The sequence below is a fragment of the Pseudomonas sp. TE31087 genome (genome assembly GCF_057284075.1).
Genome location: NZ_JBXVNN010000001.1, coordinates 5,126,168 through 5,149,194, shown reverse-complemented (window position 1 = coordinate 5,149,194; position 23,027 = coordinate 5,126,168). Strand labels below are relative to the sequence as shown.

Here is a 23,027-nt window from a genome sequence, read left to right as displayed (position 1 = left end):
ATGTTCAGCCGTGATTTGACCATTGCCAAGTACGACGCCGAGCTCTTCGAAGCCATGCAGCAAGAAGCCCTGCGCCAGGAAGAGCATATCGAGCTGATCGCTTCGGAAAACTACACCAGCCCGGCGGTCATGGAGGCCCAGGGTTCGGTTCTGACCAACAAGTACGCCGAAGGCTACCCAGGCAAGCGTTACTACGGTGGTTGCGAGTACGTCGACGTCGTCGAGCAACTGGCCATCGACCGCGCCAAGGAACTGTTCGGCGCCGACTACGCCAACGTCCAGCCGCACGCCGGTTCCCAGGCCAACGCCGCTGTCTACCTGGCCCTGCTGTCGGCCGGTGATACCATCCTGGGCATGAGCCTGGCCCACGGCGGTCACCTGACCCACGGCGCCAGCGTTTCCTCCTCGGGCAAGCTGTACAACGCCATCCAGTACGGCATCGACGCCAACGGCCTGATCAACTACGACGAAGTCGAAGCACTGGCCCTGGAGCACAAGCCGAAGATGATCGTCGCTGGCTTCTCCGCCTACTCGCAAGTCCTGGACTTCCCACGCTTCCGCGAAATCGCCGACAAGGTCGGTGCCTACCTGTTCGTCGACATGGCCCACGTGGCTGGCCTGGTTGCCGCTGGCGTGTACCCGAACCCGGTTCCGTTCGCCGACGTGGTCACCACCACCACCCACAAGACCCTGCGCGGTCCGCGTGGCGGCCTGATCCTGGCCCGTGCCAACGCCGACATCGAGAAGAAGCTGAATTCCGCGGTCTTCCCGGGCGCCCAGGGCGGCCCGCTGGAGCACGTCATTGCCGCCAAGGCGATCTGCTTCAAGGAAGCGCTGCAGCCTGAGTTCAAGGCCTACCAGCAGCAAGTCGTGAAAAACGCCCAGGCCATGGCCAGCGTGTTCATCGAGCGTGGTTTCGACGTCGTTTCCGGCGGCACCCAGAACCACCTGTTCCTGCTGTCGCTGATCAAGCAGGAAATCTCCGGTAAGGACGCCGACGCCGCCCTGGGCAAGGCTTTCATCACCGTCAACAAGAACTCGGTCCCGAACGACCCACGTTCGCCTTTCGTCACCTCGGGCCTGCGTTTCGGCACCCCAGCCGTCACCACCCGTGGCTTCAAGGAAGCCGAGTGCCGCGAACTGGCTGGCTGGATCTGCGACATCCTGGCCGACCTGAACAACGAAGCGGTGATCGACGCCGTGCGTGAGAAGGTCAAGGCCATCTGCAAGAAGCTGCCGGTGTACGGCAACTGATTGGCAGACGCCTGATGTGAAAAAGCCCGGCCATGTGCCGGGCTTTTTTGTGCTTCTTCTCAGCGAGTTGTTGCGACATCCGGCACGAGACGTATTTCCACGCGCTGCCCCAACGCCCTCGCCGCACTGGCCAGCGTTGCCAGCGTCATGCCGGCATCCGTCTGATCAAGCGCTCGATCGACCGCCGTACGGCTGGTGTGCATGCGCTCGGCAAGCGCCTTCTTGCTGACCTTCTGCTGCTTCATCGCCTCAGTCAGCTGCCAGGCAATCACCCGTTTGAGCGCTGTGGCCGTGACCTCCTCCAGAATGCCTTCTTCGGCAAGAAAGTCATCGAAATCCGAACCGATGTGCGGGTTCATATGTTTTGCCTCCGCAAGCTTGCCCTGCGCTGCCTGGCCAAAGCGAGGTCGACCGAGGGCGTCTTTTGACTTTTCTTGATAAATCCATGGAGCAAGACCATCACCCCATCGGTGATCGTGAACATCACCCGTCCCACGCTATCCCCCAAGGTCGATACGGATCTCCCAGAGTCCGCTTTCCATCTTCCGAACCAGAGGCATGCCAAGTGGCCAACCGAATTGCACAGCCTTGATCTTGTTTCCGATCAGCCTGTGCTGGTTACGCGGCAACGCTTTCAACCACTCCCGCACTGGCTCATTACCGAGGTCACTGCGAAAGAAAAACACCCGAAGCTGTGGATGTGACTCGACCAAGTGCACCAAAAAAGGTACCTCTTTCAAGGGGGCCATAGCGTATGGCCCAACGAATTGAATGAGGCAAAAAAATGCCGCCATTTGGCGGCATCAACCAGTCAGCTACGTCCCACTCATGCGTGATACAACGCCTCAAACCCTGCCCGAATATTCTCCTCCGGCAACTCATCGGCGATAAACACCATCACGCTTTCGCGCATCTCGCCTTCCTTCCACTCGGCGTCCCAGTCGAAGCCGTACAGCTTCAGCACCCCTTGGAACACCAGACGGCGGTCCTCGCCGGCAATGTTCAGTACCCCCTTGTAGCGCAGCAATTGCTTGCCGTGCTCTTCCAGCAGCTCGTTCATGAAGTCGCTGAGCCGATCGATGTCCAACGGCGTTTCGGTGCGCAGCACCAGCGTCGAGATACGGTCAGGGGTGGCCGGCTTGAGTACCGGGCGCAAGGTGGGTTTTGGGCTGATGCCCAGGTCCGGGTTGAGGTTGAAGCCGCGCACATCGAGTAGCTCGGCCAGGTCGATGCGACCGTGCTCGACCACACGGATCGCCGCCCGGCCATTGATGCGCGCCAGGCGCTCGCGCAGGGCTTCGACCACCTGCGGCTCGACCAGGTCGGTCTTGCTCAGCAGCAGACGGTCAGCGAAGCCGACCTGAGCCTGGGCGATGGCCTGGGTCAGGTGCAGCTCGGCGTGGGCAGTGTCGACCAGGGTGATGATGCCGTCGAGGATATAGCGCTCGCGCAGCTCTTCATCAATGAAGAAGGTCTGCGCCACCGGTGCCGGGTCGGCAAGGCCGGTGCATTCGATGACCAGGCGATCGAAGGCGATTTCACCGGCATCCAGCCGTTCGAGCAGCAGGTACAGGGCCCGGGTCAGGTCGCCATGGATGCTGCAGCACACGCAGCCGTTGGCCAGGGTCATGACCTGCACCGGTGCATCGCCCAGCAGCTGGCTGTCGATGCCGGCCTCGCTGAACTCGTTCTCGATCACGGCGAGCTTCAGGCCATGCTCGGCCTTGAGCATGTGCTTGAGCAATGTGGTCTTGCCGGCGCCAAGGAAGCCGGTCAGCACGGTAACGGGAATCGGCGTTTGCACGCGGAAATCTCCTGTGCGGAAAAAAAAAGAAAGGCCGCGATCCCTTGCAGGAGCGGCCTTGTGTCGCGACAGGGCCGCAAAGCGGCCCCAGATTTTCAGGTTCGCAGCAGATATAGCCGGGGCCGCTGCGCGGCCCTTTCGCGGCACAAGGCCGCTCCTACAAGGACCGCGCCGGCATCAGGTTCAACAGCACTTGGGCCCGGACTTGCCACCATAGCGCGCTTCCTGGCGCTCGCGGAAGAACGCCTCGTAGCTCATTACCGGCTTGTCCGGGTGCTTCTTCTGCATGTGCTCGACATAGTTGTCGTAGTCGGGCATGCCGACCATCAGGCGGGCGGCCTGCCCCAGGTACTTACCCAGTCGACCCAGGTCGTTGAACATCGCGGCGGTCCTCTCAAGCGTCAGGCAGGGCCTGGAACGGGGTTTCCTTGTCGCTGCGCTCCTTGCGACCCAGGGCGGCGAGGCCGACCTTGACGGCAAAGAACAGCACGCTGAATACCACCACCAGGAACAGCACGGTCAGGCCGGCGTTGGTGTAGGCGTTGAAGATCACGTGCTGCATCTGGCCGATGTCCTTGGCCGGGGCCAGCACCTGGCCGGCGTCCAGCGCGGTGCTGTACTTCTTGGCCAGGGCCAGGAAGCCGACCGCCGGGTTCGGGTCGAACAGCTTGATCAGGCCCGCGGTGGTGGTGCAGATCAGCAGCCACACGGCCGGCAGCAGGGTGACCCAGACGTAGCGCTGGCGCTTCATCTTGATCAGCACCACGGTGCCCAGCATCAGGGCGATACCGGCGAGCATCTGGTTGGAGATGCCGAACAGCGGCCACAGGGTGTTGATGCCACCCAGCGGGTCGATCACGCCCTGGTACAGCAGGTAGCCCCACAGCGCCACGCAACCGGCGGTGCCGATCAGGTTGGCGGTCCACGACTCGGTGCGTTTCAGGGCCGGCACGAAGCTGCCCAGCAGGTCCTGCAACATGAAGCGCCCGGCGCGGGTACCGGCGTCCACGGCGGTCAGGATGAACAGTGCCTCGAACAGAATGGCGAAGTGGTACCAGAACGCCATGGTGTTCTCGCCCGGCAGCACCTGGTGGAGGATCTGCGCGATACCGACCGCCAGGGTCGGCGCGCCACCGGCACGGGCCAGGATGGTGTGCTCGCCGATGTCGCGGGCGGTGGCCTCGAGCTGCTCGGGGGTGATCATGAAGCCCCAGCTGCTCACGGTCTGCGCCACCGAGACGACGTCGGCACCGACCACTGCGGCCGGGCTGTTCATGGCGAAGTACACGCCCGGCTCGATCACCGAGGCGGCGACCATGGCCATGATGGCGACGAACGACTCCATGAGCATGCCGCCGTAGCCGATGTAGCGGGCGTTGGTTTCGTTGTCCAGCAGCTTGGGCGTGGTCCCCGAGGAGATCAGCGCGTGGAAGCCGGACACCGCGCCGCAGGCGATGGTGATGAACAGGAACGGGAACAGGGTGCCCTTCCACACCGGGCCCGTGCCGTCGGTGAACTGGGTCAGCGCCGGCATTTTCAGTTCGGGCGCGATGATCAGGATGCCAATGGCAAGGCCGACGATGGTGCCGATCTTGAGGAAGGTCGACAGGTAGTCACGCGGCGCCAGCACCAGCCACACCGGCAGCACGGCGGCGACGAAACCGTAGCCGACCAGCATCCAGGTGATCTGCACGCCGGTGAAGGTAAATGCCGGGCCCCACACCGGATCCGCGGCGATCTGGCCCCCCAGCCAGATCGACAGCAGCAGCAGGACCACGCCGATGACCGAGATCTCGCCGATACGGCCCGGACGGATGTAGCGCATGTAGATGCCCATGAACATCGCGATCGGGATGGTCGCCATCACCGTGAACATGCCCCACGGGCTCTCGGCCAGGGCCTTGACCACGATCAGCGCCAGCACCGCGAGGATGATGATCATGATCAGGAAGCAGCCGAACAGGGCGATGGTACCGGGGATGCGGCCCATTTCCTCGCGGACCATGTCGCCCAGCGAGCGGCCGTTGCGGCGGGTGGAGAGGAACAGGACCATGAAGTCCTGCACCGCGCCGGCCAGCACCACGCCAGCGATCAGCCACAGCGTGCCGGGCAGGTAGCCCATCTGTGCGGCGAGGACCAGGGCCCACGAGCGGGCCGGCGCCGGCGATGGCGGCGAAGTGATGGCCGAAGAGAATGTGCTTGTTGGTCGGGACGTAGTCCAGGCCATCGTTGTTGAGTACCGCGGGCGTGGCCCGGCGGGGGTCGAGCTGCATCACCTTGGTGGCGATGAACAGGCTGTAGTAACGGTAGGCGACCAGGTAGAGGGCCACTGCCGCGACCACGATCCACAAGGCGTTGATTGCCTCACCGCGACGCAGGGCAACCACACCCAGCGCGCAGGCCCCTATGACTGCCAGCGCCAGCCACGGAATGTGGCGTAGCAGGCTATTATTGTTGTTCATGGTTTACTTCCAGCTGGTGGATTGGAAAGACCGCCCATCGAGTCTAGGGCGAGTCAAAGCGCATTGCCACACTTGCTTTGGTCTAGAGCCTCTGCGGCCAGATTGCGGTACCTGATACGGCAACATAACCCACTATAGTCAGGTTGAACCCCCGAGGGCTTTTCCCATGAGCGACCACGACGAACGCCGCCGCTTTCAACGCATCGCCTTCGATGCCCCCACTGAACTGCGCCAGGGCGAGCGGCGCTGGCCGGTGAAACTGCTCGACCTGTCGCTCAAGGGCTTGCTGATCGAGCGCCCCGATCCCTGGAATGCCGACCTCACCCAGGACTTCGAAGCGATCATCCACCTCAACGACAAGAAGACCCAGGTGCTGATGCAGGTCGAACTGCGCCACGAGGAGCCGAGCCGTCTGGGTTTCATCTGCCTGCACATCGACATCGATTCGATGACCCATCTGCACCGTCTGGTGGAACTGAACGTGGGTGACAGCACCGAAATGATGCGCGAGCTGCGCGAACTCATCGAAGATTGATATCTCTTAGCCTGCTATCTATCTGGCTGTGACGGCTTTCCTGTCCAGCCAGACAGCTTTCCTACACCCGCCAGCCTGTTTGTACACACCCCTCTGGAACAGCCTCCTGCATGTTGGAACACAACCTGCATCCAGGTTTCACGCACCCTGGACGCACCCGTTCCGTCGCTACGATCAAAACTTTGTATACAATTTTTGTGGCAATTTTTTGTGGTAGTTGTCTACAGTAGCGGCACAACAATAAACAGAGAGCCTGCTCCAATGACCACGTCCCCCAGCACGTCTCCCGCCCCGCGCCCCGAGGACGAAAATCTCGGCCTTGGCGCCAACCTGGCCTACGGGCTGCAGCATGTCCTGACCATGTATGGAGGGATCGTCGCCGTACCCCTGATCCTCGGCCAGGCCGCCGGCCTGGCCCCGGCGGAAATCGGCCTGCTGATCGCCGCCTCGCTGTTCGCGGGAGGCCTGGCCACCCTGCTGCAGACCCTCGGCCTGCCGTTCTTCGGTTGCCAGCTGCCACTGGTGCAGGGCGTATCGTTCGCCGGCGTGGCGACCATGGGCGCGATCCTCGGCAGTCAGAGCGGTGGCGGCTTGCCTTCGGTGCTGGGCGCGGTGATGGCGGCTTCGCTCATCGGATTCCTGATCACCCCGGTGTTCTCACGCATCACCAAGTTCTTCCCGCCGCTGGTCACCGGCATCGTCATCACCACCATCGGCCTGACCCTGATGCCCGTGGCCGCACGCTGGGTGATGGGCGGCAACAGCGCCTCGCCGGAGTTCGGCAGCGTGGCCAACATCGGTCTGGCCGGGCTGACCTTCGCCATCGTCCTGCTGCTGAGCAAGCTGGGCAGCGCGAGCATCTCGCGCCTGTCGATCCTCCTGGCCATGGTCGCCGGCACCCTGATTGCCTGGGCGCTGGGCATGACCGACTTCAGCAAGGTCACCGAAGGCCCGATCTTCGCCTTCCCCACGCCGTTCCACTTCGGCATGCCGACCTTCCATATCGCCGCGATCCTGTCGATGTGCATCGTGATCATGGTGACCCTGGTGGAAACCTCGGCGGACATCCTCGCAGTCGGTGAGATCATCGACACCAAGGTCGACTCCAAGCGCCTGGGCAATGGCCTGCGCGCCGACATGGCGTCGAGCATCCTGGCGCCGATCTTCGGCTCGTTCACCCAGAGCGCCTTCGCCCAGAACGTCGGCCTGGTGGCCGTGACCGGGGTCAAGAGCCGCTACGTGGTGGCCACCGGCGGGGTGATCCTGGTGGTGCTGGGCTTGCTGCCGATCATGGGCCGGGTCATCGCCGCGGTACCAACCCCGGTCCTCGGCGGCGCGGGCATCGTGCTGTTCGGCACCGTGGCGGCCAGCGGCATCCGTACCCTGTCCAAGGTCAACTACAAGAACAACGTCAACCTGATCATCGTCGCCGCCTCGCTGGGCTTCGGCATGATCCCGATCGCGGCGCCGACCTTCTACCACAACTTCCCGAGCTGGTTCGAAACCATCTTCCACTCCGGCATCAGCTCGGCGGCGATCATGGCCATCCTGCTGAACCTGATCTTCAACCACTTCACCACCGGCAACTCGGAAAACCAGTCGGTGTTCGCCGCGGCCTACGAGCGCACCATCCAGTACTCGGACATCTCGGCCCTGCGCGATGGCGATTACTTCAAGGATGGCAAGCTGTTCGACGCCGACGGTAACGAGGTTCCGGTGCTGGAACTCGACGAGCACGGCAACGAGGCGCCCAGGCGCAAGGCGGTTGCCGAACACTGATCGCTGACCAGGACGGTCATCGAGGGGGAGCCGACGCGCATCGTCGGCTCCTTTTTTTCGTCTCGAGCATGTGCGCAAGCAGGCACTGTGGGATGCGGGCACTGTGGGAGCGGGCTTGCCCCGCGATCCGGTCTGTCGGTACAACATCACTTCATGACAGGACGCCATCGCGGGGCAAGCCCGCTCCCACGTTCGATCCGCTGAGTCGCCCTAGCCGTGCGCCACGAAGTACCGGTTCAACACATTCAGATCCCCCGCCTCCAGCACCCCCGCCAGATAGCGCAACTGCAACCACGCCCGCAGGTACTCATGGCGTGCCTGCGCCAGGTCGCGCCGGGCACCGAACAGCTGCTGCTCGGCGTCCAGCACATCCAGGTTGACCCTCTCCCCTCCCCGCACACTCTTGCGCGTGGCCTGCACCAGGGCCGAGGCGGCCTTCACCGCCAGGTCGTAGGCACGGATCTTCGCCGTGCCGCTGGCGCACAGGTTGAACTGCCGGCGCAGCTGATTGAGCGTGTCGCGCAGCTGCGCATCCAGCTCGAAACCCGCGGCATCGCGCTGGGCCCGGGCCTGACGCACCGACGCCTGCACACCGCCTCCGGCAAACAGCGGCACGCTCAACTGCACGCCAATGCTGTCGGTGTCGTAACGCTGGTTGTAGCTGCTCTCGGAGCTGGAACTGGAAATGCCCTTGCTGGCATAGGCACTCAACGAAGGCAGGTGCCCGGCCCGCTGCCGCTCGATGTTCTGCTCGGCGACCTCGAGCCCGTGGCGCTGGCTGGCCAGTTCGGCGTTGTGGGCGACGGCCAGGTCGCGCCAGGGTTCGAAACGTGTGGGGGTGAGCGGCTGGACGCGAAAATCGCCGGTCATCGGCGCCAGGTCCTCGACTGCCACCGGCTCGCCGATGATCGCCTGCAAGACGCGCAACGCCGCATCGAGATTGTCGCCGGCCTCGATCTCCTGGGCCTGGGCCAGCTCGTAGCGGGCGCGGGTTTCCAGCACATCGGTACGGGTGCCCTCGCCGCCCTTGAGCAGGCGCTCATTGAGGGTCAACTGCTCGGCGTAGGTGCGTCGCTGGGCCTGGGCCAGGGCGATCTGTTCGTTGGCGAACAACGCTTCGCTGTAGGCGCCGAACAAACGCACCATCAGCTCCTGGCCACGGCCGCGATAGCGCTCGTCGGCCAGGGCGGCCTGGGCCACGCCACGGCGGTAGTCGCTCCAGGCACCATAGTCGAACAGCGGCTGCTCGAGGGTCAGGGTCGAACTGTAGCTGCGGTAGTCGCGCTGGGTGGTCACGTCGCCGAACTGGCTGCGCTGGGTCACCTCGGAATCGTTGCGGGCGCGGTTGTAGCGGTACGACAGCCTGGGCAGCAGGCCGGCACGACCGATCGCCAGGTTCTCGAGACCGGCCTCGCGCTCGGCGATGGAACCCTGCCAGGTGGGATCGTTGCGCAGTGCCAGGGCATAGGCGTCGCCCAGGTCCAGGGCCTGCGCCGACAGGCTGGTGAACAACAGCAGCGGGCAAACGGCACGCAAAAACACTGACATCCTTTTATTCCTCGGCCAGGGCGACATGCACCCGGTCGGCCAGTGGCTTGAACAGGTAGTTGAGCATCGAGCGTTCGCCGGTCCGCACGAAGGCCTCCACCGGCATGCCCGGACGGATATCCAGGCCGGCCAGTTGGCCGAGGCCCTGCTCGCTGACCTTGATGCGCACCTGGTAGTAGGGCTGCTGGGTCTTTTCGTCGAGCAGGCGGTCGGCCGAGACCAACGTCACCTCGCCATCCACTCGCGGCGTGGTGCTCTGGTTGAAGGCGACGAACATCAATTCCACCGGCAGCCCTGGGCGCAGGCGGTCGACCATGTCCACCGAAGCGCGGGCGTCGACCAGCAACGGCGCATCGCGCGGCACGATCTCCATCAGTTGCTGGCCCCTGGCGATGACCCCGCCGTTGGTGAATACGCTGAGGCCGACCACTGTGCCGGCCACGGGCGACCGCACCTGGGTATGGGCCAGCTCGAATTCGGCGCTACGCAGGCGGTTGTCCAGATCCTCGGCACTGGCCTGCAGTTCGGCGAGCTGCTGGCGCACCTCGTTCTGGTACTCCTGCTGGCGCTGGCCGATGCGCAGCTTGAGCTCCAGCACCTGGCGCCGGGTGCGGCCGATGCTGCCGAAGTCCTCGGCGATCGAGCCGTTGACCTGGGCCAGCAGGCGCTCGCTGTCGAGCAGGCGATTGCGGGCGATGTAGCCGTCCCGGGCCAGCTCGCGCAGGCCGCGCAACTGCTCGTCCAGCGCGTCACGCTGGGCCTGTTTGCTGACCAGCGAGCCTTGCAGGCCCTGCAGCGAGGCTTCGGCGCCGGCGATGCTCTCGCGCAGGCCGCCAAGTTCCATGTCCAGCGCCTGGGCGCGGCTGCTGCGCAGTTGCCGCTGGCTCTCCAGCACCGTGGCCACCCAGGCGCTGCCGGCCTGGTCACGCAGCCCCTGCGGGAACTCGATCGACGCCCTGCCATCGCGCTCAGCCAGCAGGCGCGCCTCGCCGGCGCGGGCGTTGACGTACTGCACCCGCAGCGAGCCGACCTGGGCCTGGGCCTGGGTCGGGTCCATGCGCAGCACGACCTGGCCGGCGCTCACCGTGTCGCCGTCACGCACCAGCAACTGCTCGATCACCCCGCCCGTGGGGTGCTGCACGGCCTGCCGGCTACCGGCGACCATCACGCTGCCGCTGACCGGCACACCCTTGTCCAGCGGCGCCAGCGCGGCCCACAGGAGGAAGCCACCAAAACCTGCCAGCACCAGCCAGCGGCCGACCCGGCCCGGGCGGTGTTCGTCGAGGCTGAGCAGGCTCGCCTCGGTCTTTTGCGTGGAGAGGGCGTGTACGCTCATGAAGTCAGGCTCTTGGTTGGCCGAAGGTGACGTTCAGGCCGATGGGATTGCGTGTGGTGGGTGGCGCGACGGGTGAGGGAGCCGGCCGGGCGGACCGTTGTGCGTCCTGCAGCACCCGGGCGGTGGGGCCGAAGGCCTGCAACTGGCCGCCCTTGAGCATCAGCAAGTTGTCCAGGCCGGCCAGCAGCGAGGACTTGTGGGTAATCAGGATCAACGTGCGCTTGTGCTCGCGCAGCCTGGCAATGGCCTCGACCAGCGCCTGCTCCCCGGCTTCATCGAGATTGGAATTGGGCTCGTCGAGCACGATCAGCGCCGGCAGCCCATACAGCGCCCGCGCCAGGCCGATGCGCTGGCGCTGGCCGCCGGACAGGCCCAGCCCGCCCTCGCCCAGCAGCGTGTCATAGCCGCCCGGCAGCTTGAGGATCATGTCGTGCACCCCCGCCAGCTGCGCCGCGGCCACCACCTGCTGGGCATCCACCGCGCCAAGCCGGGCGATGTTGTCGGCGATGCTGCCGGCGAACAGCTGCACGTCCTGGGGCAGGTAGCCGATATGCTGACCCAGTGCGCCACGGTCCCAGACCCTCAGGTCCGCGCCATCCAGGCGGACCTTGCCGCTCGCCGGGGCAACGGCGCCGACCAGCAGCCGCGCCAGGGTCGACTTGCCCGAGCCGGACGGGCCGATGATCCCCAGTGACTCGCCCGCTGGCAGTTCGAAGCCCAGGTTGTTCAGGCACAGACGGCTGCTGCCCGGCTGCGTCGCCGCCACCTGCTCAAGCGTCAGCTTGCCGAGCGGTGCCGGCAGCGGCATGCCCGCCGGACGCGGCGGCTGGGCCAGCAGCAGCTCGCTCAGGCGCTGATAGGCCAGGCGCGCGCCACTCCATTGGCGCCAGGCGCCGATCAACTGGTCGATCGGTGCCAGCACCCGGGCCATGAGGATGGAGCCGGCGATCATCATCCCCGGCGTGATCAGTTGCTCGATGGCCAGCCAGGCGCCCAGGCCAAGCACCAGCGACTGCAGCGCCAGGCGCACGGTCTTGGTCAGCGCGGTGACCGCCGCGGTACGCTCGCTGCCCAGGTTCTGCCGAGCCAGGAATCCATGGTGCAAACGCGCCCAGCGCTGACGCACCGGCGCCAGCATGCCCATGGCCTCGATCACCTCGGCGTTGCGCAGGTTGGCGCTGGCTTCCAGGCCGGCCTGCTGCGACAGCTGCCCGGCCTCGGCGAACGGCGCCTGGGTCAGGCGCTCGTTGACCCAGGCCAGCAGCGTCAGCAGCACCGCCCCCAGCAGCGCCATCAGGCCGAGCCATGGGCTGAACATGAACATCACCAGCAGGTACACCGGGAACCACGGCGCGTCGAAGAACGCGAACAGGGCCTGACCGGTGGCGAACTGGCGCAGCGCGGTCAGGTCGGCGAGCATCTGCCCTGCGGCACCTTTGTGCCCGGCCAGGCTGGCCTCGTAGGCGGCCTCGAACACCCGTGGGTTGAGGTCCATGTCCATGCGCGTGCCCAGGCGGATCACCACCTGGCTGCGCAGCCACTCCAGCAGGCCCATGAAGGCGAACACCCCGAGCACCATGAGGCTGAGCATCAACAGGGTCATCTCGTTGCGCGACGACAGGACCCGGTCGTAGACCTGCAGCATGTACAGCGCCGGGGCCAGCATCAGCACGTTGATCACCGCAGTGAACAGCGCAACGTTGCCAAGCCCGGCACGGCAGGCCCTGAGCGCCCGCAGCACTTCGTTGGCCGCGGCGGGAGCGGTTCGCATTTGTTGGAAACCTCGTAGAAGGCGCCGACCGGTGATTGCATTCGCCCTGTCGTCGCCACAGAATTCGCACCGCCGCAGCCTGGGCCCGGCAAAGACACGGGCTGCGGGGTAAGTGCATCAGATCAGCGAATGGCAGGGTGACCTTCCATTCGCTTTTTCATGCCTGCGCTCAGGCCGCCAGGGCCAGGTCCTCGGGCAGCGCCTGCACGCCGACCGCTTCGGCAGCAGCGGCGTGAGCCGGGCCGGCGGCCAGGGCCGCACCGATCTCGGCGAAGGTGCTGTTGGTGGAGACGCCATAACCGGCCAGCAGGTTGTCCAGCACGCCTTCCAGGGCCGAGGTGTTGCCCTGCATCAGGCCGTAGATCACGCCCTGCACTTCGTTGCCGGCACGCCCGGCACCCTGCGCGGCATCCAGGTCCAGGCCGTTGAAGCTGACCACGTAGTTGCCCAGGCTGAAGTCGCTGCCGCTGCCGCCACCGAGCACTTCACCCAGGGAGACGTTGTCCAGCGAGCCCCACAGGTAGTGGTTGAGGTTGTCGCCCGGGGCCTTGGACGGGTCGAACACATAGTGCAGACCGTTGGCGCTGTCGCTGTCGGCAATGAAGGCGTAGTCCGAGTTGTTGCGACCGTGGGTGGCGTACTGGTCGCCATCGAAGGTGCCGTTGCTGAAGCCGCCGGTGTTGCTGTAGCCATGGCCGGCGGTGACGAAGCCGGCACTCCAGAAGGCCAGGTAGTCGTCGACGGTCGAGCTGGCGAAGGCGGCGTCATAGTTAACGGAGATGGTCATAACGGTTCCTCGTTGTTGCACAGTGATGACGAAGGCGCGTTCCGTGCCTTCGCGTCGCCCGGAATGGGCAAACCCGGTTGGTTCAGAAGCGGTACTCGAGCATGCCGCTCAAGGTGCGGCCGCGGGCCAGCGACAGGTTGTTGCCGTCGCCCATGGCCACGAAGTAGGCCTCGTCGGTGGCGTTCTCCAGCGACAGGGCCAGGTTCAGGCTGGGGGTCATCCAGTAGCTGGCGTAGAGGTCGTAGACCGTGTACTGCGGCCACTGGGCCTGATCGATCTGGTTGTAGGTATGGCTCTTGAGGTTCTCGCCGTTGCCTTCGCTGTAACGCACGCGCATGCCCACATCCAGGGTGCGCTCGAGCAGGCGCATGCCCAGGGTCAGGGCGCCACGGTCGGCGGGCATGTACGAGGCGTTGCCCATGATGTCGCCGCAACTGACGATAGCGTTGGTGTCTGCGGCGCCCTCGGCGCGTGATACGCGCACCGGCAGCATGATGATGCGGCTGCCCACCCGCACCGGGCGCATGACGGTACCGGCGCTGACCAGACGCTGTGCGCCACCCATGTAGAACTGGTTGGAACAGAACTCGTTGCTGCCGATCATGTGGGTGTAGCTGAGCTGGCCGTAGTAGGCACCGGCATCGTAGTCCAGGCTGTATTCCACGCCGCGAAAGCGTGTGGTCTCCAGGTTGTTCTGGTAGGCCGAACGGCCCAGGGCGATGCCTGCCACGCTACTGCCGGGCAGCGAGACATTGGTGTCGAGGAACGAGAAGTTGTCGATGCGCGTATCGAAGTAGGCGACCTTGGCGCCGAAGCGGTCGCCGTCGCGCAGCAGCGACTCCTTGAAGATGTTCAGCCCCAGCTCCCAGTTGTGCGACTCCTCGGCCTTGAGGAACGGGTTGGGGTAGACCATCTCGGCACTGCCGCCGGCATGCGGGCGGCCGCTCATGAACACTTCGGTCACCGCTGGCGGACGCCAGCCACGGCCCCAGCGGGTATAGACCTGCAACCAGTCCGGCCCGGGCTTGAGCGCGATGCCGAAGGTCGGCGAGAAGCGCCCCTCCTCGGTGTCCTCGTCGAAGATCATGTGGGTCTGCTGGCGGGTAAGGCCGACCTCGGTGACGCCTTCGGGGTACATCCAGGTGGTGACACCGGTCTTGCCGCTCAGGCGATAACGGTCGTAGCGCAGCCCGGCATCCAGGGTGAGCCAGTCGTCATGCTCGTAGGTGAGCTTGCCGAACAGGCTGGCCATCACTCGCTTGCCCTTGGGGTTGGCGCCCTGCACGTAGGGTAGCGATTCCACCTCGTTGACTGCGGCGACGCGCTCGGTGCTGGGGCGGAAGCTGTCCTGGAACAACTCGGTGCCGTAGTTGAAGCTCAGGGTGTCGGCCTGTCCCAGGTGCCAGCGCGAGGTGTTCTGCAGCTGCAGGCCCCAGGTGTCGGTCTGGAAGCGGTCGGTGTAGGCCTCGACGCGGTTGCCGGTGGCGGCGCTGGACAGGTTGTCGGCGTTCCAGCGGTCCTGGCGGGTGGTCACGTAGTACAGCTTGGCCTTGAAGTCGATCAGGTCATTGTCCGGGGTGAAGCTGTAGTCCAGCGCGGCATTCTTCGCATTGATGTCGTTGGTGCCGGTGACCCGGTAGTAATAGCGGTTGGCGTTGCTGTCGTTGTAGGTCCAGGCGTCCTTGCTGTCGGTGTCGGTCTCGATGTAGCTGAACTGCAGGCGCTGGTCGTCGGCGAAGTTGAGGCCGAACTTGAACAGCTGGGAGCGGGTCACGCTGTCCATCGCCCCCACTTCGCCATGCAGCCAGCTCTTCCAGGCCTCGCGATTCTCCAGCTTGCCGCGGATCTGCGTGCCCAGGTTGTCGGCGTTCTGCGTACCGCTGCGGTAGTTGCCGAAATGCCGCTCGCTGTGGCCAAGCAGGATATCGCCGGCTTCATTGCCGACGGCGAACAGCGCACTGCCATTGAAGTAGGTGCCGTTGCCCAACTCGCCGATACCGTGGCCGGCGCGCAGGCGACCACCGATCTCCTTGCCCTGGCCGAGCAGGTCGCGGGCATCGACGGTGTTGAAGCTGGCGATGCCGCCGATCACTCCGGCACCGCCCATGCCGGCCGAGGTGCCCTTGTCGATCTCGACGCCCTGGATGAACTCGGGGTCGATGAACATCACGCCGTTGCGCTGCTGGTGGCCGTTGACGTTGAAGTTCTGGCGCATGCCGTCGATGTTCATGTTGACCCGGCCATAGTCCTGCACGCCGCGGATGTTCACCGACAGTCCTGGGTCACGCTGGTTGACCGCGGTGTACACGCCCGGGGTCTGTTCGAGCAGGTCGGCGGCATGACGAGGGGCACGCTGCTCGATCTGCTCGCGGGTAATCACACTGACCGATCGCGGGGTCTGGTACACCCAATCGCCATCGCGCTGAGAATCGACATGGGTCGCGCCCAGCTCCAGGACCTCGCCGTCCTGGGCGACACGCTCCAGGCCGACCTGTCCGGCGGCGCTGAAGTGGTAGCGCACCGGCGTGCCGCGCAGCAGTTGGCGCAGGCCCTCTTCAGCCGGGTAGCTGCCGCGCAGCCCCTCGCTGCGCAGGCCGGCCAGCTTGCGGCTGTCGAAGAACACCTGCACACCGGACTGCTCGGCGTAGGCCAGTACCGCGCTGTCGAGCGACTGGGCCGGAATATCGAAACGCACCAGATTGCGGCTGGCGGTGCTTGGCGAATCGGCGGCTTGTGCCATGCCGATCCCCATCGGCAAAGCACAGCAGCCCAGGACCAGGCTGCCGGCCAGGGCGAGGCGGCCCAGAGGGCGCAAGGGTTGTTGTCGTGGCGTGCTCACTGCGGTTGCTCGTCCGTTGTTGGCGTTTTCTAGTAATGAAAATCAATCTCAACAATCAGACGAGCAACGCAGGAAAAGTCAGTAACTAAAATAGAAAGTTTTTTGCCGAAGCCGCGTTCAGTAGAGCACGGCCAGGCCTGGAAGCTCGATCAGCCGGGCCTTGAGCTCGTCACCGAGCACCACCGGGGCGGTGCCTAGCTGGTCGAGGCGGAATACGCCGCTGACCTCACGCCGGGCCAGTGCGTCACTGGCGACTACCAGCTGGCCAGCACGGTAGCGATTGAGCCGGGCGACCACCTCGGCGAGCGGCTGGCGTTCGAACACCAGCACTCCGCGCTGCCAGTCCGTGGCTCGCCGCAGATCGTGACCCGGCCAGGGTCGTACCCCCTTGTGCTGGTCATAGCGCAGGCTCTCGCCCTGCTCCAATAACTGACTGGCCTGCCCCTGCAACGGCGGCACCTGCAGGTCGACCGCGACGCTGTGCTCCAGCATGCCGACCCAGCCCCCCTCGCCCGCCGCGCCAACCACGAAGCGTGTACCGAGGGCGCGACTGGTAGCCCCGGCGTATTCGACCACGAACGGGCGTGCGTCCCGGGACGTGACCGGTGCGGCAGTGAAGATGGCTTCACCGGACAACAGGCGCACGCGGCGCTCCTGATCGTCGAAGGCAAGCTGGACGGCGCTACGGCTGTCCAGTTCGACCTGGCTGCCATCGGGCAGGGTCACCCGGCGCACCTCGCCGATACCCGTGAGGTAGTCCGCACGCCAGCCTAGCCATGCCTGCGGCCCTTGCTGCACAGCGAGCACGGCCAGCAACAGCGCCGCCGCGCTGGCGACAGCCCGGCGCAACCGAGGTCGCCGTCGCAGTACCGGGCTGCCCTGAAGGGGAGTCGTGGGGCGAACGGCCGAGACGGCGGGCAAGCTTGCCAATTGCCCAAGGTCAGCCCAGGTGGCCTGGGCGAAACCATAGGCCTGGGCGTGCCGGGGATCGCTGGCGCACCACTGGTCCAATGCGTGCTGCTGCGCCGGGCTCAGGGGACCGGCCTGCTGCAGCACCACCCACTCGGCGGCCTGCTCGCGGATGGCTTGCTCGTTCTGGCTGCTCACACGGTTCTCTCGTGATCTGGTTATGTCTGGGCTGACGTCTGAAGCGGCATTTGTCAGTAAACCGTTGGTCATTCGGTTTCCTGCAGGCACTGCATCACATAGGCCAGGGCCTTGGCCAGATGCTTTTGCACCGAGCTGTCGGAGATCCCCAGGTGCCGGGCAACCTCGGCGTGGGTCATGCCTTCCAGGCGGTTGAGGCGAAAGATTTCCCGGGTACGTTCGGGCAGCTCGCCGAGGATCGCCTGCAGGCGACGCAGGTGCTGCTCACGCACGGCCTGCTCCTCGAGCCCGGGGCCATCCTCGACGATCGCCTCGAAGGCTTCGTGGGGCACCGTGTCGGTCTTGCGCCGCTGCTGCTGGCGCACGTGATCGATCATCAGGTTGTGCGCGGTGCGGTACAGGTAGGCCTGGGCGTTGTCGATCGGCTCGTGACGTTGCTGCTCGGCCAGGCGCAGGAAGCTGTCCTGCACCAGGTCGGCCGCCAGCTGCGGGTCGCGCACCTTGCGCGAGAGCAGGCCCTGAAGGTTTTTCGCGTGCTTTGTGAACAGCCGCTTGAGGTCGAACTCCGCCACACGCTCTCCATGGGGTGGTCGCAAGGTGGCGGTATGCTACTGGTTATTGAGAATCACTTGCAAGAAACAGCATTACTCGAAGAGTGCATCCAGCGCCTGTTCCAGACGGGTCACGGCAATCACCTGCAACCCGACGGGCGCTTCCTTCGGCGCGTTGCCCTTGGGCACGATGGCGCGCTTGAAGCCATGCTTGGCCGCCTCTTTCAGACGCTCCTGGCCGCTGGGCACCGGGCGCACCTCACCGGACAGGCCAATCTCGCCGAACACCAGCAGGCCATGGGCCAGCGGGCGGTTGCGCAGGCTCGACATCACCGCGGCCAGCAACGCCAGGTCCGAGGCGGTTTCGAGCACCTTCACGCCACCAACGACGTTGAGGAACACGTCCTGGTCGTGGGTGGGGATGCCGCCGTGCCGGTGCAGCACCGCCAGCAGCATGGCCAGGCGGTTCTGGTCCAGCCCCAGGGTCACCCGTCGCGGGTTGGCCAGGTGGCTGTCGTCGACCAGCGCCTGGACCTCCACCAGCATCGGCCGGGTACCTTCCCAGGTGGCCATGACCACGCTGCCCGGCACTTCCTCCTGGGTACGGTTGAGGAAGATCGCCGAGGGGTTGGAGACTTCCTTGAGGCCACGGTCGGTCATGCCGAACACGCCCAGTTCGTTGACCGCGCCGAAGCGGTTCTTCACCGCCCGCAACAGGCGCAGGCGGCCGTCGGACTCACCCTCGAAATACAGCACGGTGTCGACCATGTGCTCGAGCACCCGGGGCCCGGCCAGCGAACCCTCCTTGGTGACATGGCCGACCAGGAAGATCGCCGTGCCGCTCTGCTTGGCGTAGCGCACCAGCAATGCCGTGCTCTCGCGCACCTGGGCCACGCCGCCGGGGGCTGACTGCAACTGCTCGGTGAAGATGGTCTGGATCGAGTCGATGACCATCACCCGCGGCTTTTCCTGGCGGGCGGTGGCGATGATGGTCTCGATGCAGGTTTCGGTCATGACCTTGAGCTGCTCCTGGGGCAGGCCCAGGCGCCGGGAGCGCATGGCCACCTGCTGCTGCGACTCCTCGCCGGTGACATACAGCGCCGGCATCTGCGTGGCGATGTTGCACAGGGTCTGCAGGAGGATGGTGGACTTGCCGATCCCCGGATCACCGCCGATCAGCACCACCGAGCCGTCCACCAGGCCCCCGCCGAGCACGCGATCGAGCTCGGTGCTGCTGGTGGTGAAACGCGGGATCTCCTCGACGCTGACTTCGGCCAGGGTCTTGATCTGCGCCTGCTGCCCGGTCCAGCCGGCACGCCCGCTCGGCGCCGCGGCGCCGCCGCTCTCGATCATGGTCTCGACCAGGGTGTTCCAGGCCCCGCAGTCACCGCACTGGCCGGCCCATTTGGGGAAGGTCGCGCCGCACTCTGTGCAGCCATACAAGCGCTTGGCCTTGGCCATGGGCGGGTCTCCTGGAAAAAACCGCCATGATAGCCGAACACGGACGTGTCCCGGAGGCTGCGGCAGGCGACAAAACTATTCGCGCTAAACACAGTCTGTAGCTGCGAACGTCACGCATGAAGCGTTTTAGTGGCTTACACTGCGTTTACCTCTCCATTCGTAACAAAGGAATACAGCATGGGCATGCTCAGTGAATTCAAGGCCTTCGCGGTCAAGGGAAATGTCGTCGACATGGCGGTAGGTATCATCATCGGCGCGGCGTTCGGCAAGATCGTCTCGTCCTTTGTCGGCGACGTGATCATGCCCCCTATCGGTATGCTGATCGGCGGAGTGGATTTCAGCGACCTGGCGATCACGCTCAAGGCCGCCGAAGGCGATGTGCCAGCCGTGGTAATGGCCTATGGCAAGTTCATCCAGACCATCCTCGACTTCATCATCGTCGCCTTCGCCATCTTCATGGGCGTGAAGGTGATCAACCGCCTCAAGCGCGAAGAGGCCGTGGCACCGACCGCACCGCCAGTGCCAAGCGCCGAGGAAACCCTGCTGACCGAGATTCGCGACCTGCTCAAGGCGCAGAACCGCCAGCCCTGAAGCACAAAACGACTGGGGCCGCTTTTCGGCGGCCCCAGTGACGACGATCCAACAGGCGCTGTTGTGCCTTACCAGTAGTTCTCCACCGCCACCTGCCCCGGCCGCTTGCTCAGGCTCAACTGCAGGTCACGCGCCTTGAGCACCTTGCGCGTCTCGTCGATCATCTGCGGGTTGCCGCACAGCATGATCCGAGAATGCTCCGGCGACAGCGCCAGCCCCGCCGCCTTTTCCAGCTCACCGTTCTCGATCAGCGTGGTGATTCGCGCATTCAACGCACCCGGATGCGGCTCTCGGGTCACCACCGGAATGAACTGCAGCTTGCCCGCGAACTCCGCCAGGTAGTCGCGCTGCTCCAGCGCGGCGATCTCATCCACATACGCCAGTTCCTTCGCCTCGCGCACCGAGTAGACCAGCTTGATGTTGTCGAAGCGCTCCCAGGCTTCGAAGTCCTGCAGGATCGACATGAACGGCGCAATGCCGGTGCCGGTGGCCAACAGCCACAGGTCGCGACCACCGACGAAACGGTCGAGGGTCAGGTAGCCGAAGGCCTGGCGGTCGATCAGCAGGGTGTCGCCCTCGCCCAGGCGGCTCAGCTCGCTGGTGAACTCGCCTCCCGGCACCACGATGGAGAAGAAGTCGAGGAACTCGTCATGGGGTGCGCTGACCATGGAATAGGCGCGCCAGGCGACGCTGCCATCGGCCTTGCTCACCCCAAGGCGAGCGAACTGCCCGGCGCGGAAACGGAAACCGGCATCGCGAGTGACACGCAGGGAAAACAGGTTGGGCGTCAGGGGCTGGACGTCGAGCAGGGTCTGGCGGGTAAATTTGTCGGCGCTGGCGGTCATGACGGACTCCATGGAACAGATGCGCGTAGTGTCGCGCAAAGCAGCGGAGATAAACACCGTCGGTTTGTAAGGTATCGTCTGGGCCTGCTCACAATCAGCTAAGGAAGCGTGACAGCTATAACAAAAAAACCCAGCACAGAGTTAGGAGATTTCCTACACTTCGCTTCGTGCGTTTCCTACATTGGATCCAGCGAGAAGCAGAAGGGAGCTTCATCGATGCCACACTGGAAGACTGAAGATCTCCAGCAACTGCTGGACGAGCGCGAGCCCAAACAGATTTTCGCATGCGCCGTAGACCTGATACAGAAGCTCGACATGGAGTATCTGGGTTTGACGCTGCATCTGCATACCTGTGCAAAGGTTCCGCAGGTGATTCTCTACAACAACTATCCCAAAAGCTGGAATGATCGTTACCAGAACGAGAATTTCATCAGTATGGATCCGACAATATTAAAGTGCCACCTCGGCGAGCTGCCTTTTGTCTGGAGCGACGATCTCTTCCGCGACGTACCACAGCTGCGCGAGGAAGCCCATGCGCACGGGCTGACCTACGGCTGGACCCAGTCAACGCATGACCTGCGGCATAACGAAAGCCACTTGAGCGTGTCCCGGCGCTCCCGCACCATCGACGAAGACGAACATTACGAAAAGTGCGCTGCAACGATGTGGCTATGCAACACCTTGCACACGTTGCTCAGTGAATATCACCTGACCCATCTCTACGGGCTCAGCGTGCGGGAACTGGAGGTGATGGACTGGTGCGCCAAAGGCAAGATTGCCGAGGATATTGCCAAGATCCTGCGCTTATCGACCAGCACAGTGAACTTTCATATCCGCAGCGCCATCGACAAGACCAATGCTCCCAACAAGACAGCGGCGGTCGCCAAGCTCGTCGAAGCCAAGCAGATCAGTCCCAGGTAAAGGCTCGGAATCTGTAGAATCGCGTACCTCATGTCCATCGCGCCCCGCGATGACCAGCACCACCTTGAGTCGTACGCCATGCCCCTGTTCAACAGCCCCTTCGCCGACCTCGACCTGATCCGCCAGCCGGCCCAGGCCAACGACCCGTTGCTGGCCTTCGATGCCGCCGACCAGTACCTGCTGGAGCACCTGGCGGCCCAGGCGCCGCAGGCGAGCTGCAAGGTGCTGGTGCTCAACGACAGCTTCGGCGCCCTGGCCGCGAGCCTCGCGGGGCATGTGCAGGTGAGCAGCAGTGGCGACTCGCACCTGGCGCACCTGGCCCTGGAGAAGAACCTGGCGGGTAACGGCAAGCCATTCGACAGCGTGCCCTTCATCCCGGCCAGCGAGACCTTCCAGGGCCCGTTCGATCGCGTGCTGGTGCGCGTGCCCAAGACCCTGGCCCTGCTCGAGGAACAGCTGATCCGCCTGCAGGGCCAGTTGGCGCCCGGCGCCCAGGTGATCGCCGGGGCCATGATCAAGCACCTGCCCCGCGCCGCCGGCGACCTGATGGAGAAGTACATCGGCCCGGTCCAGGCTTCGCTGGCGCAGAAGAAGGCCCGCCTGCTGATTACCACCGTCGGCGAACGCCCGACCGCACGCTCGCCCTACCCCAGCCGCTACCGCCTGGACAGCCCGGCCCTGGAGCTGGTCAATCACGCCAACGTGTTCTGCCGCGAAGGCCTGGACATCGGCACCCGCGCTTTCCTGCCACACCTGCCACGCGACCTGGGCCATGCCCGTGTCGCCGATCTCGGTTGTGGCAATGGCGTGCTGGCGATCGCCTGCGCCCTGGCCAACCCGGATGCGCAGTTCACCCTGGTCGACGAGTCGTACATGGCGGTGCAGTCGGCGCGGGAAAACTGGCAGGCGGCGCTGGGTGAACGCGAAGTGACAATCAGGGCCGCGGATGGCCTGGCCGGTCAGGAGAAACAATCGCTGGACGTGGTGCTGTGCAACCCGCCGTTCCACCAGCAGCAGGTGGTCGGCGACTTCCTCGCCTGGCGCATGTTCCAGCAGGCCCGGGAGGCGCTGGAGGTCGGTGGCGCGCTGTACATCGTCGGCAACCGCCACCTGGGCTACCACAGCAAGCTGGCGCGATTGTTCCGAGGGGTCGAGCAGGTGGCTGCGACGCCGAAGTTCGTGGTGTTGAAAGCCCGTAAATAAACACCCGATAGAAAACGAGAAAAGCCCGCCCCTACTGGTTCTGTAGGAGCGGGCTTGTCCCGCGATCGGGCTGCACCGCAGCCCTCACAACCTAGTGGGTACTCAGGCCTGCCGCACTCATGAACATGCGCATGCCATAAGCCACCACCCCAAGCGCCGCCACGCTCAGCCCCCAGATCAGCACCAGCCAACCCAGGCGTTGCCACAGCGGCTTTTTCTCTTCGACGTTCATC

General features: G+C 64.8%; 19 protein-coding genes and 2 pseudogenes. 6 read left to right on the top strand and 15 right to left on the bottom strand.

Annotation, left to right across the window (positions count from 1 at the left end; translation table 11 throughout):
- Positions 1 to 1,254 (top strand): serine hydroxymethyltransferase, encoded by a 1,254-nt coding sequence (glyA, locus tag ACZ899_RS23240; protein WP_232855732.1) that lies wholly within the window; start codon positions 1 to 3, stop codon positions 1,252 to 1,254.
- 59 nt (positions 1,255 to 1,313) lie between these two features.
- On the opposite strand, the gene ACZ899_RS23235 is transcribed toward glyA, so the two are convergent.
- The 5 genes and pseudogenes from ACZ899_RS23235 to ACZ899_RS23215 all read right to left on the bottom strand — a co-directional run bounded on the left by ACZ899_RS23235 (position 1,314) and on the right by ACZ899_RS23215 (position 5,520).
- Positions 1,314 to 1,613, bottom strand: a complete 300-nt coding sequence (locus ACZ899_RS23235; RefSeq protein ID WP_110739110.1) for a helix-turn-helix domain-containing protein — start codon at positions 1,611 to 1,613, stop codon at positions 1,314 to 1,316.
- Positions 1,610 to 2,003 (bottom strand): annotated as a pseudogene (locus tag ACZ899_RS23230) (type II toxin-antitoxin system RelE/ParE family toxin). Before ACZ899_RS23230 ends, ACZ899_RS23235 begins: the two are co-directional and overlap by 4 nt.
- Positions 2,004 to 2,080: 77 nt before the next feature.
- Positions 2,081 to 3,058 carry a GTPase gene (gene yjiA, locus ACZ899_RS23225; protein WP_234561972.1) on the bottom strand — a complete coding sequence of 326 codons (978 nt, stop codon included), beginning with the start codon at positions 3,056 to 3,058 and terminating at the stop codon, positions 2,081 to 2,083.
- Positions 3,059 to 3,241: 183 nt separating this feature from the next.
- On the bottom strand, positions 3,242 to 3,439 hold the full coding sequence (locus ACZ899_RS23220) for a YbdD/YjiX family protein (protein WP_050706909.1): 198 nt from the start codon (positions 3,437 to 3,439) through the stop codon (positions 3,242 to 3,244).
- A 13-nt stretch (positions 3,440 to 3,452) separates the two neighbouring features.
- Positions 3,453 to 5,520, bottom strand: a pseudogene (locus tag ACZ899_RS23215) (carbon starvation CstA family protein).
- A gap of 166 nt (positions 5,521 to 5,686) precedes the next feature.
- Here ACZ899_RS23215 and ACZ899_RS23210 point away from each other — a divergent pair.
- The gene (locus tag ACZ899_RS23210) at positions 5,687 to 6,055 is read left to right on the top strand and encodes a PilZ domain-containing protein (protein WP_028691346.1); all 369 of its coding nucleotides are present in this window, start codon (positions 5,687 to 5,689) and stop codon (positions 6,053 to 6,055) included.
- 261 nt (positions 6,056 to 6,316) lie between these two features.
- Positions 6,317 to 7,834 (top strand): nucleobase:cation symporter-2 family protein, encoded by a 1,518-nt coding sequence (locus tag ACZ899_RS23205; RefSeq protein WP_050706911.1) that lies wholly within the window; start codon positions 6,317 to 6,319, stop codon positions 7,832 to 7,834.
- A gap of 210 nt (positions 7,835 to 8,044) precedes the next feature.
- Here ACZ899_RS23205 and ACZ899_RS23200 read toward each other — a convergent pair whose 3' ends face one another.
- The 8 genes from ACZ899_RS23200 to radA all read right to left on the bottom strand — a co-directional run bounded on the left by ACZ899_RS23200 (position 8,045) and on the right by radA (position 19,234).
- On the bottom strand, positions 8,045 to 9,382 hold the full coding sequence (locus ACZ899_RS23200; protein WP_234561970.1) for a TolC family outer membrane protein: 1,338 nt from the start codon (positions 9,380 to 9,382) through the stop codon (positions 8,045 to 8,047).
- A gap of 4 nt (positions 9,383 to 9,386) precedes the next feature.
- The gene (locus ACZ899_RS23195; RefSeq protein WP_234561967.1) at positions 9,387 to 10,718 is read right to left on the bottom strand and encodes an HlyD family type I secretion periplasmic adaptor subunit; all 1,332 of its coding nucleotides are present in this window, start codon (positions 10,716 to 10,718) and stop codon (positions 9,387 to 9,389) included.
- A gap of 4 nt (positions 10,719 to 10,722) precedes the next feature.
- Positions 10,723 to 12,489 (bottom strand): type I secretion system permease/ATPase, encoded by a 1,767-nt coding sequence (locus ACZ899_RS23190; protein ID WP_234561965.1) that lies wholly within the window; start codon positions 12,487 to 12,489, stop codon positions 10,723 to 10,725.
- Positions 12,490 to 12,658: 169 nt separating this feature from the next.
- Complete coding sequence (locus ACZ899_RS23185) at positions 12,659 to 13,276, bottom strand: heme acquisition protein HasA (protein ID WP_203650496.1); 618 nt, start codon at positions 13,274 to 13,276, stop codon at positions 12,659 to 12,661.
- Positions 13,277 to 13,358: 82 nt separating this feature from the next.
- Entirely contained in the window at positions 13,359 to 16,028 is a 2,670-nt protein-coding gene (locus ACZ899_RS23180; protein ID WP_234561983.1) for a TonB-dependent receptor, read from the bottom strand.
- A gap of 204 nt (positions 16,029 to 16,232) precedes the next feature.
- Entirely contained in the window at positions 16,233 to 17,222 is a 990-nt protein-coding gene (locus ACZ899_RS23175) for a FecR family protein (RefSeq protein ID WP_234561962.1), read from the bottom strand.
- A 68-nt stretch (positions 17,223 to 17,290) separates the two neighbouring features.
- Entirely contained in the window at positions 17,291 to 17,794 is a 504-nt protein-coding gene (locus ACZ899_RS23170; protein ID WP_203650489.1) for an RNA polymerase sigma factor, read from the bottom strand.
- Positions 17,795 to 17,866: 72 nt separating this feature from the next.
- Complete coding sequence (gene radA / locus ACZ899_RS23165; RefSeq protein ID WP_203650487.1) at positions 17,867 to 19,234, bottom strand: DNA repair protein RadA; 1,368 nt, start codon at positions 19,232 to 19,234, stop codon at positions 17,867 to 17,869.
- Positions 19,235 to 19,411: 177 nt separating this feature from the next.
- Here radA and mscL point away from each other — a divergent pair, with 177 nt between their 5' ends.
- The gene (mscL, locus tag ACZ899_RS23160) at positions 19,412 to 19,825 is read left to right on the top strand and encodes a large-conductance mechanosensitive channel protein MscL (RefSeq protein WP_110739376.1); all 414 of its coding nucleotides are present in this window, start codon (positions 19,412 to 19,414) and stop codon (positions 19,823 to 19,825) included.
- A gap of 68 nt (positions 19,826 to 19,893) precedes the next feature.
- Here the strand turns inward: mscL and ACZ899_RS23155 are convergent, their stop codons facing one another.
- Complete coding sequence (locus ACZ899_RS23155) at positions 19,894 to 20,670, bottom strand: ferredoxin--NADP reductase (RefSeq protein ID WP_232855737.1); 777 nt, start codon at positions 20,668 to 20,670, stop codon at positions 19,894 to 19,896.
- Positions 20,671 to 20,886: 216 nt separating this feature from the next.
- Here ACZ899_RS23155 and ACZ899_RS23150 point away from each other — a divergent pair, with 216 nt between their 5' ends.
- Positions 20,887 to 21,591, top strand: a complete 705-nt coding sequence (locus ACZ899_RS23150) for an autoinducer binding domain-containing protein (protein ID WP_234561961.1) — start codon at positions 20,887 to 20,889, stop codon at positions 21,589 to 21,591.
- A 78-nt stretch (positions 21,592 to 21,669) separates the two neighbouring features.
- Positions 21,670 to 22,794, top strand: coding sequence for a methyltransferase (locus tag ACZ899_RS23145; protein WP_234561981.1), 1,125 nt, complete (start codon positions 21,670 to 21,672; stop codon positions 22,792 to 22,794).
- Between the two features lie 91 nt (positions 22,795 to 22,885).
- Here the strand turns inward: ACZ899_RS23145 and ACZ899_RS23140 are convergent, their stop codons facing one another.
- Positions 22,886 to 23,026 carry a DUF2474 domain-containing protein gene (locus ACZ899_RS23140; RefSeq protein ID WP_036986195.1) on the bottom strand — a complete coding sequence of 47 codons (141 nt, stop codon included), beginning with the start codon at positions 23,024 to 23,026 and terminating at the stop codon, positions 22,886 to 22,888.
- Position 23,027 lies beyond the last annotated feature (1 nt).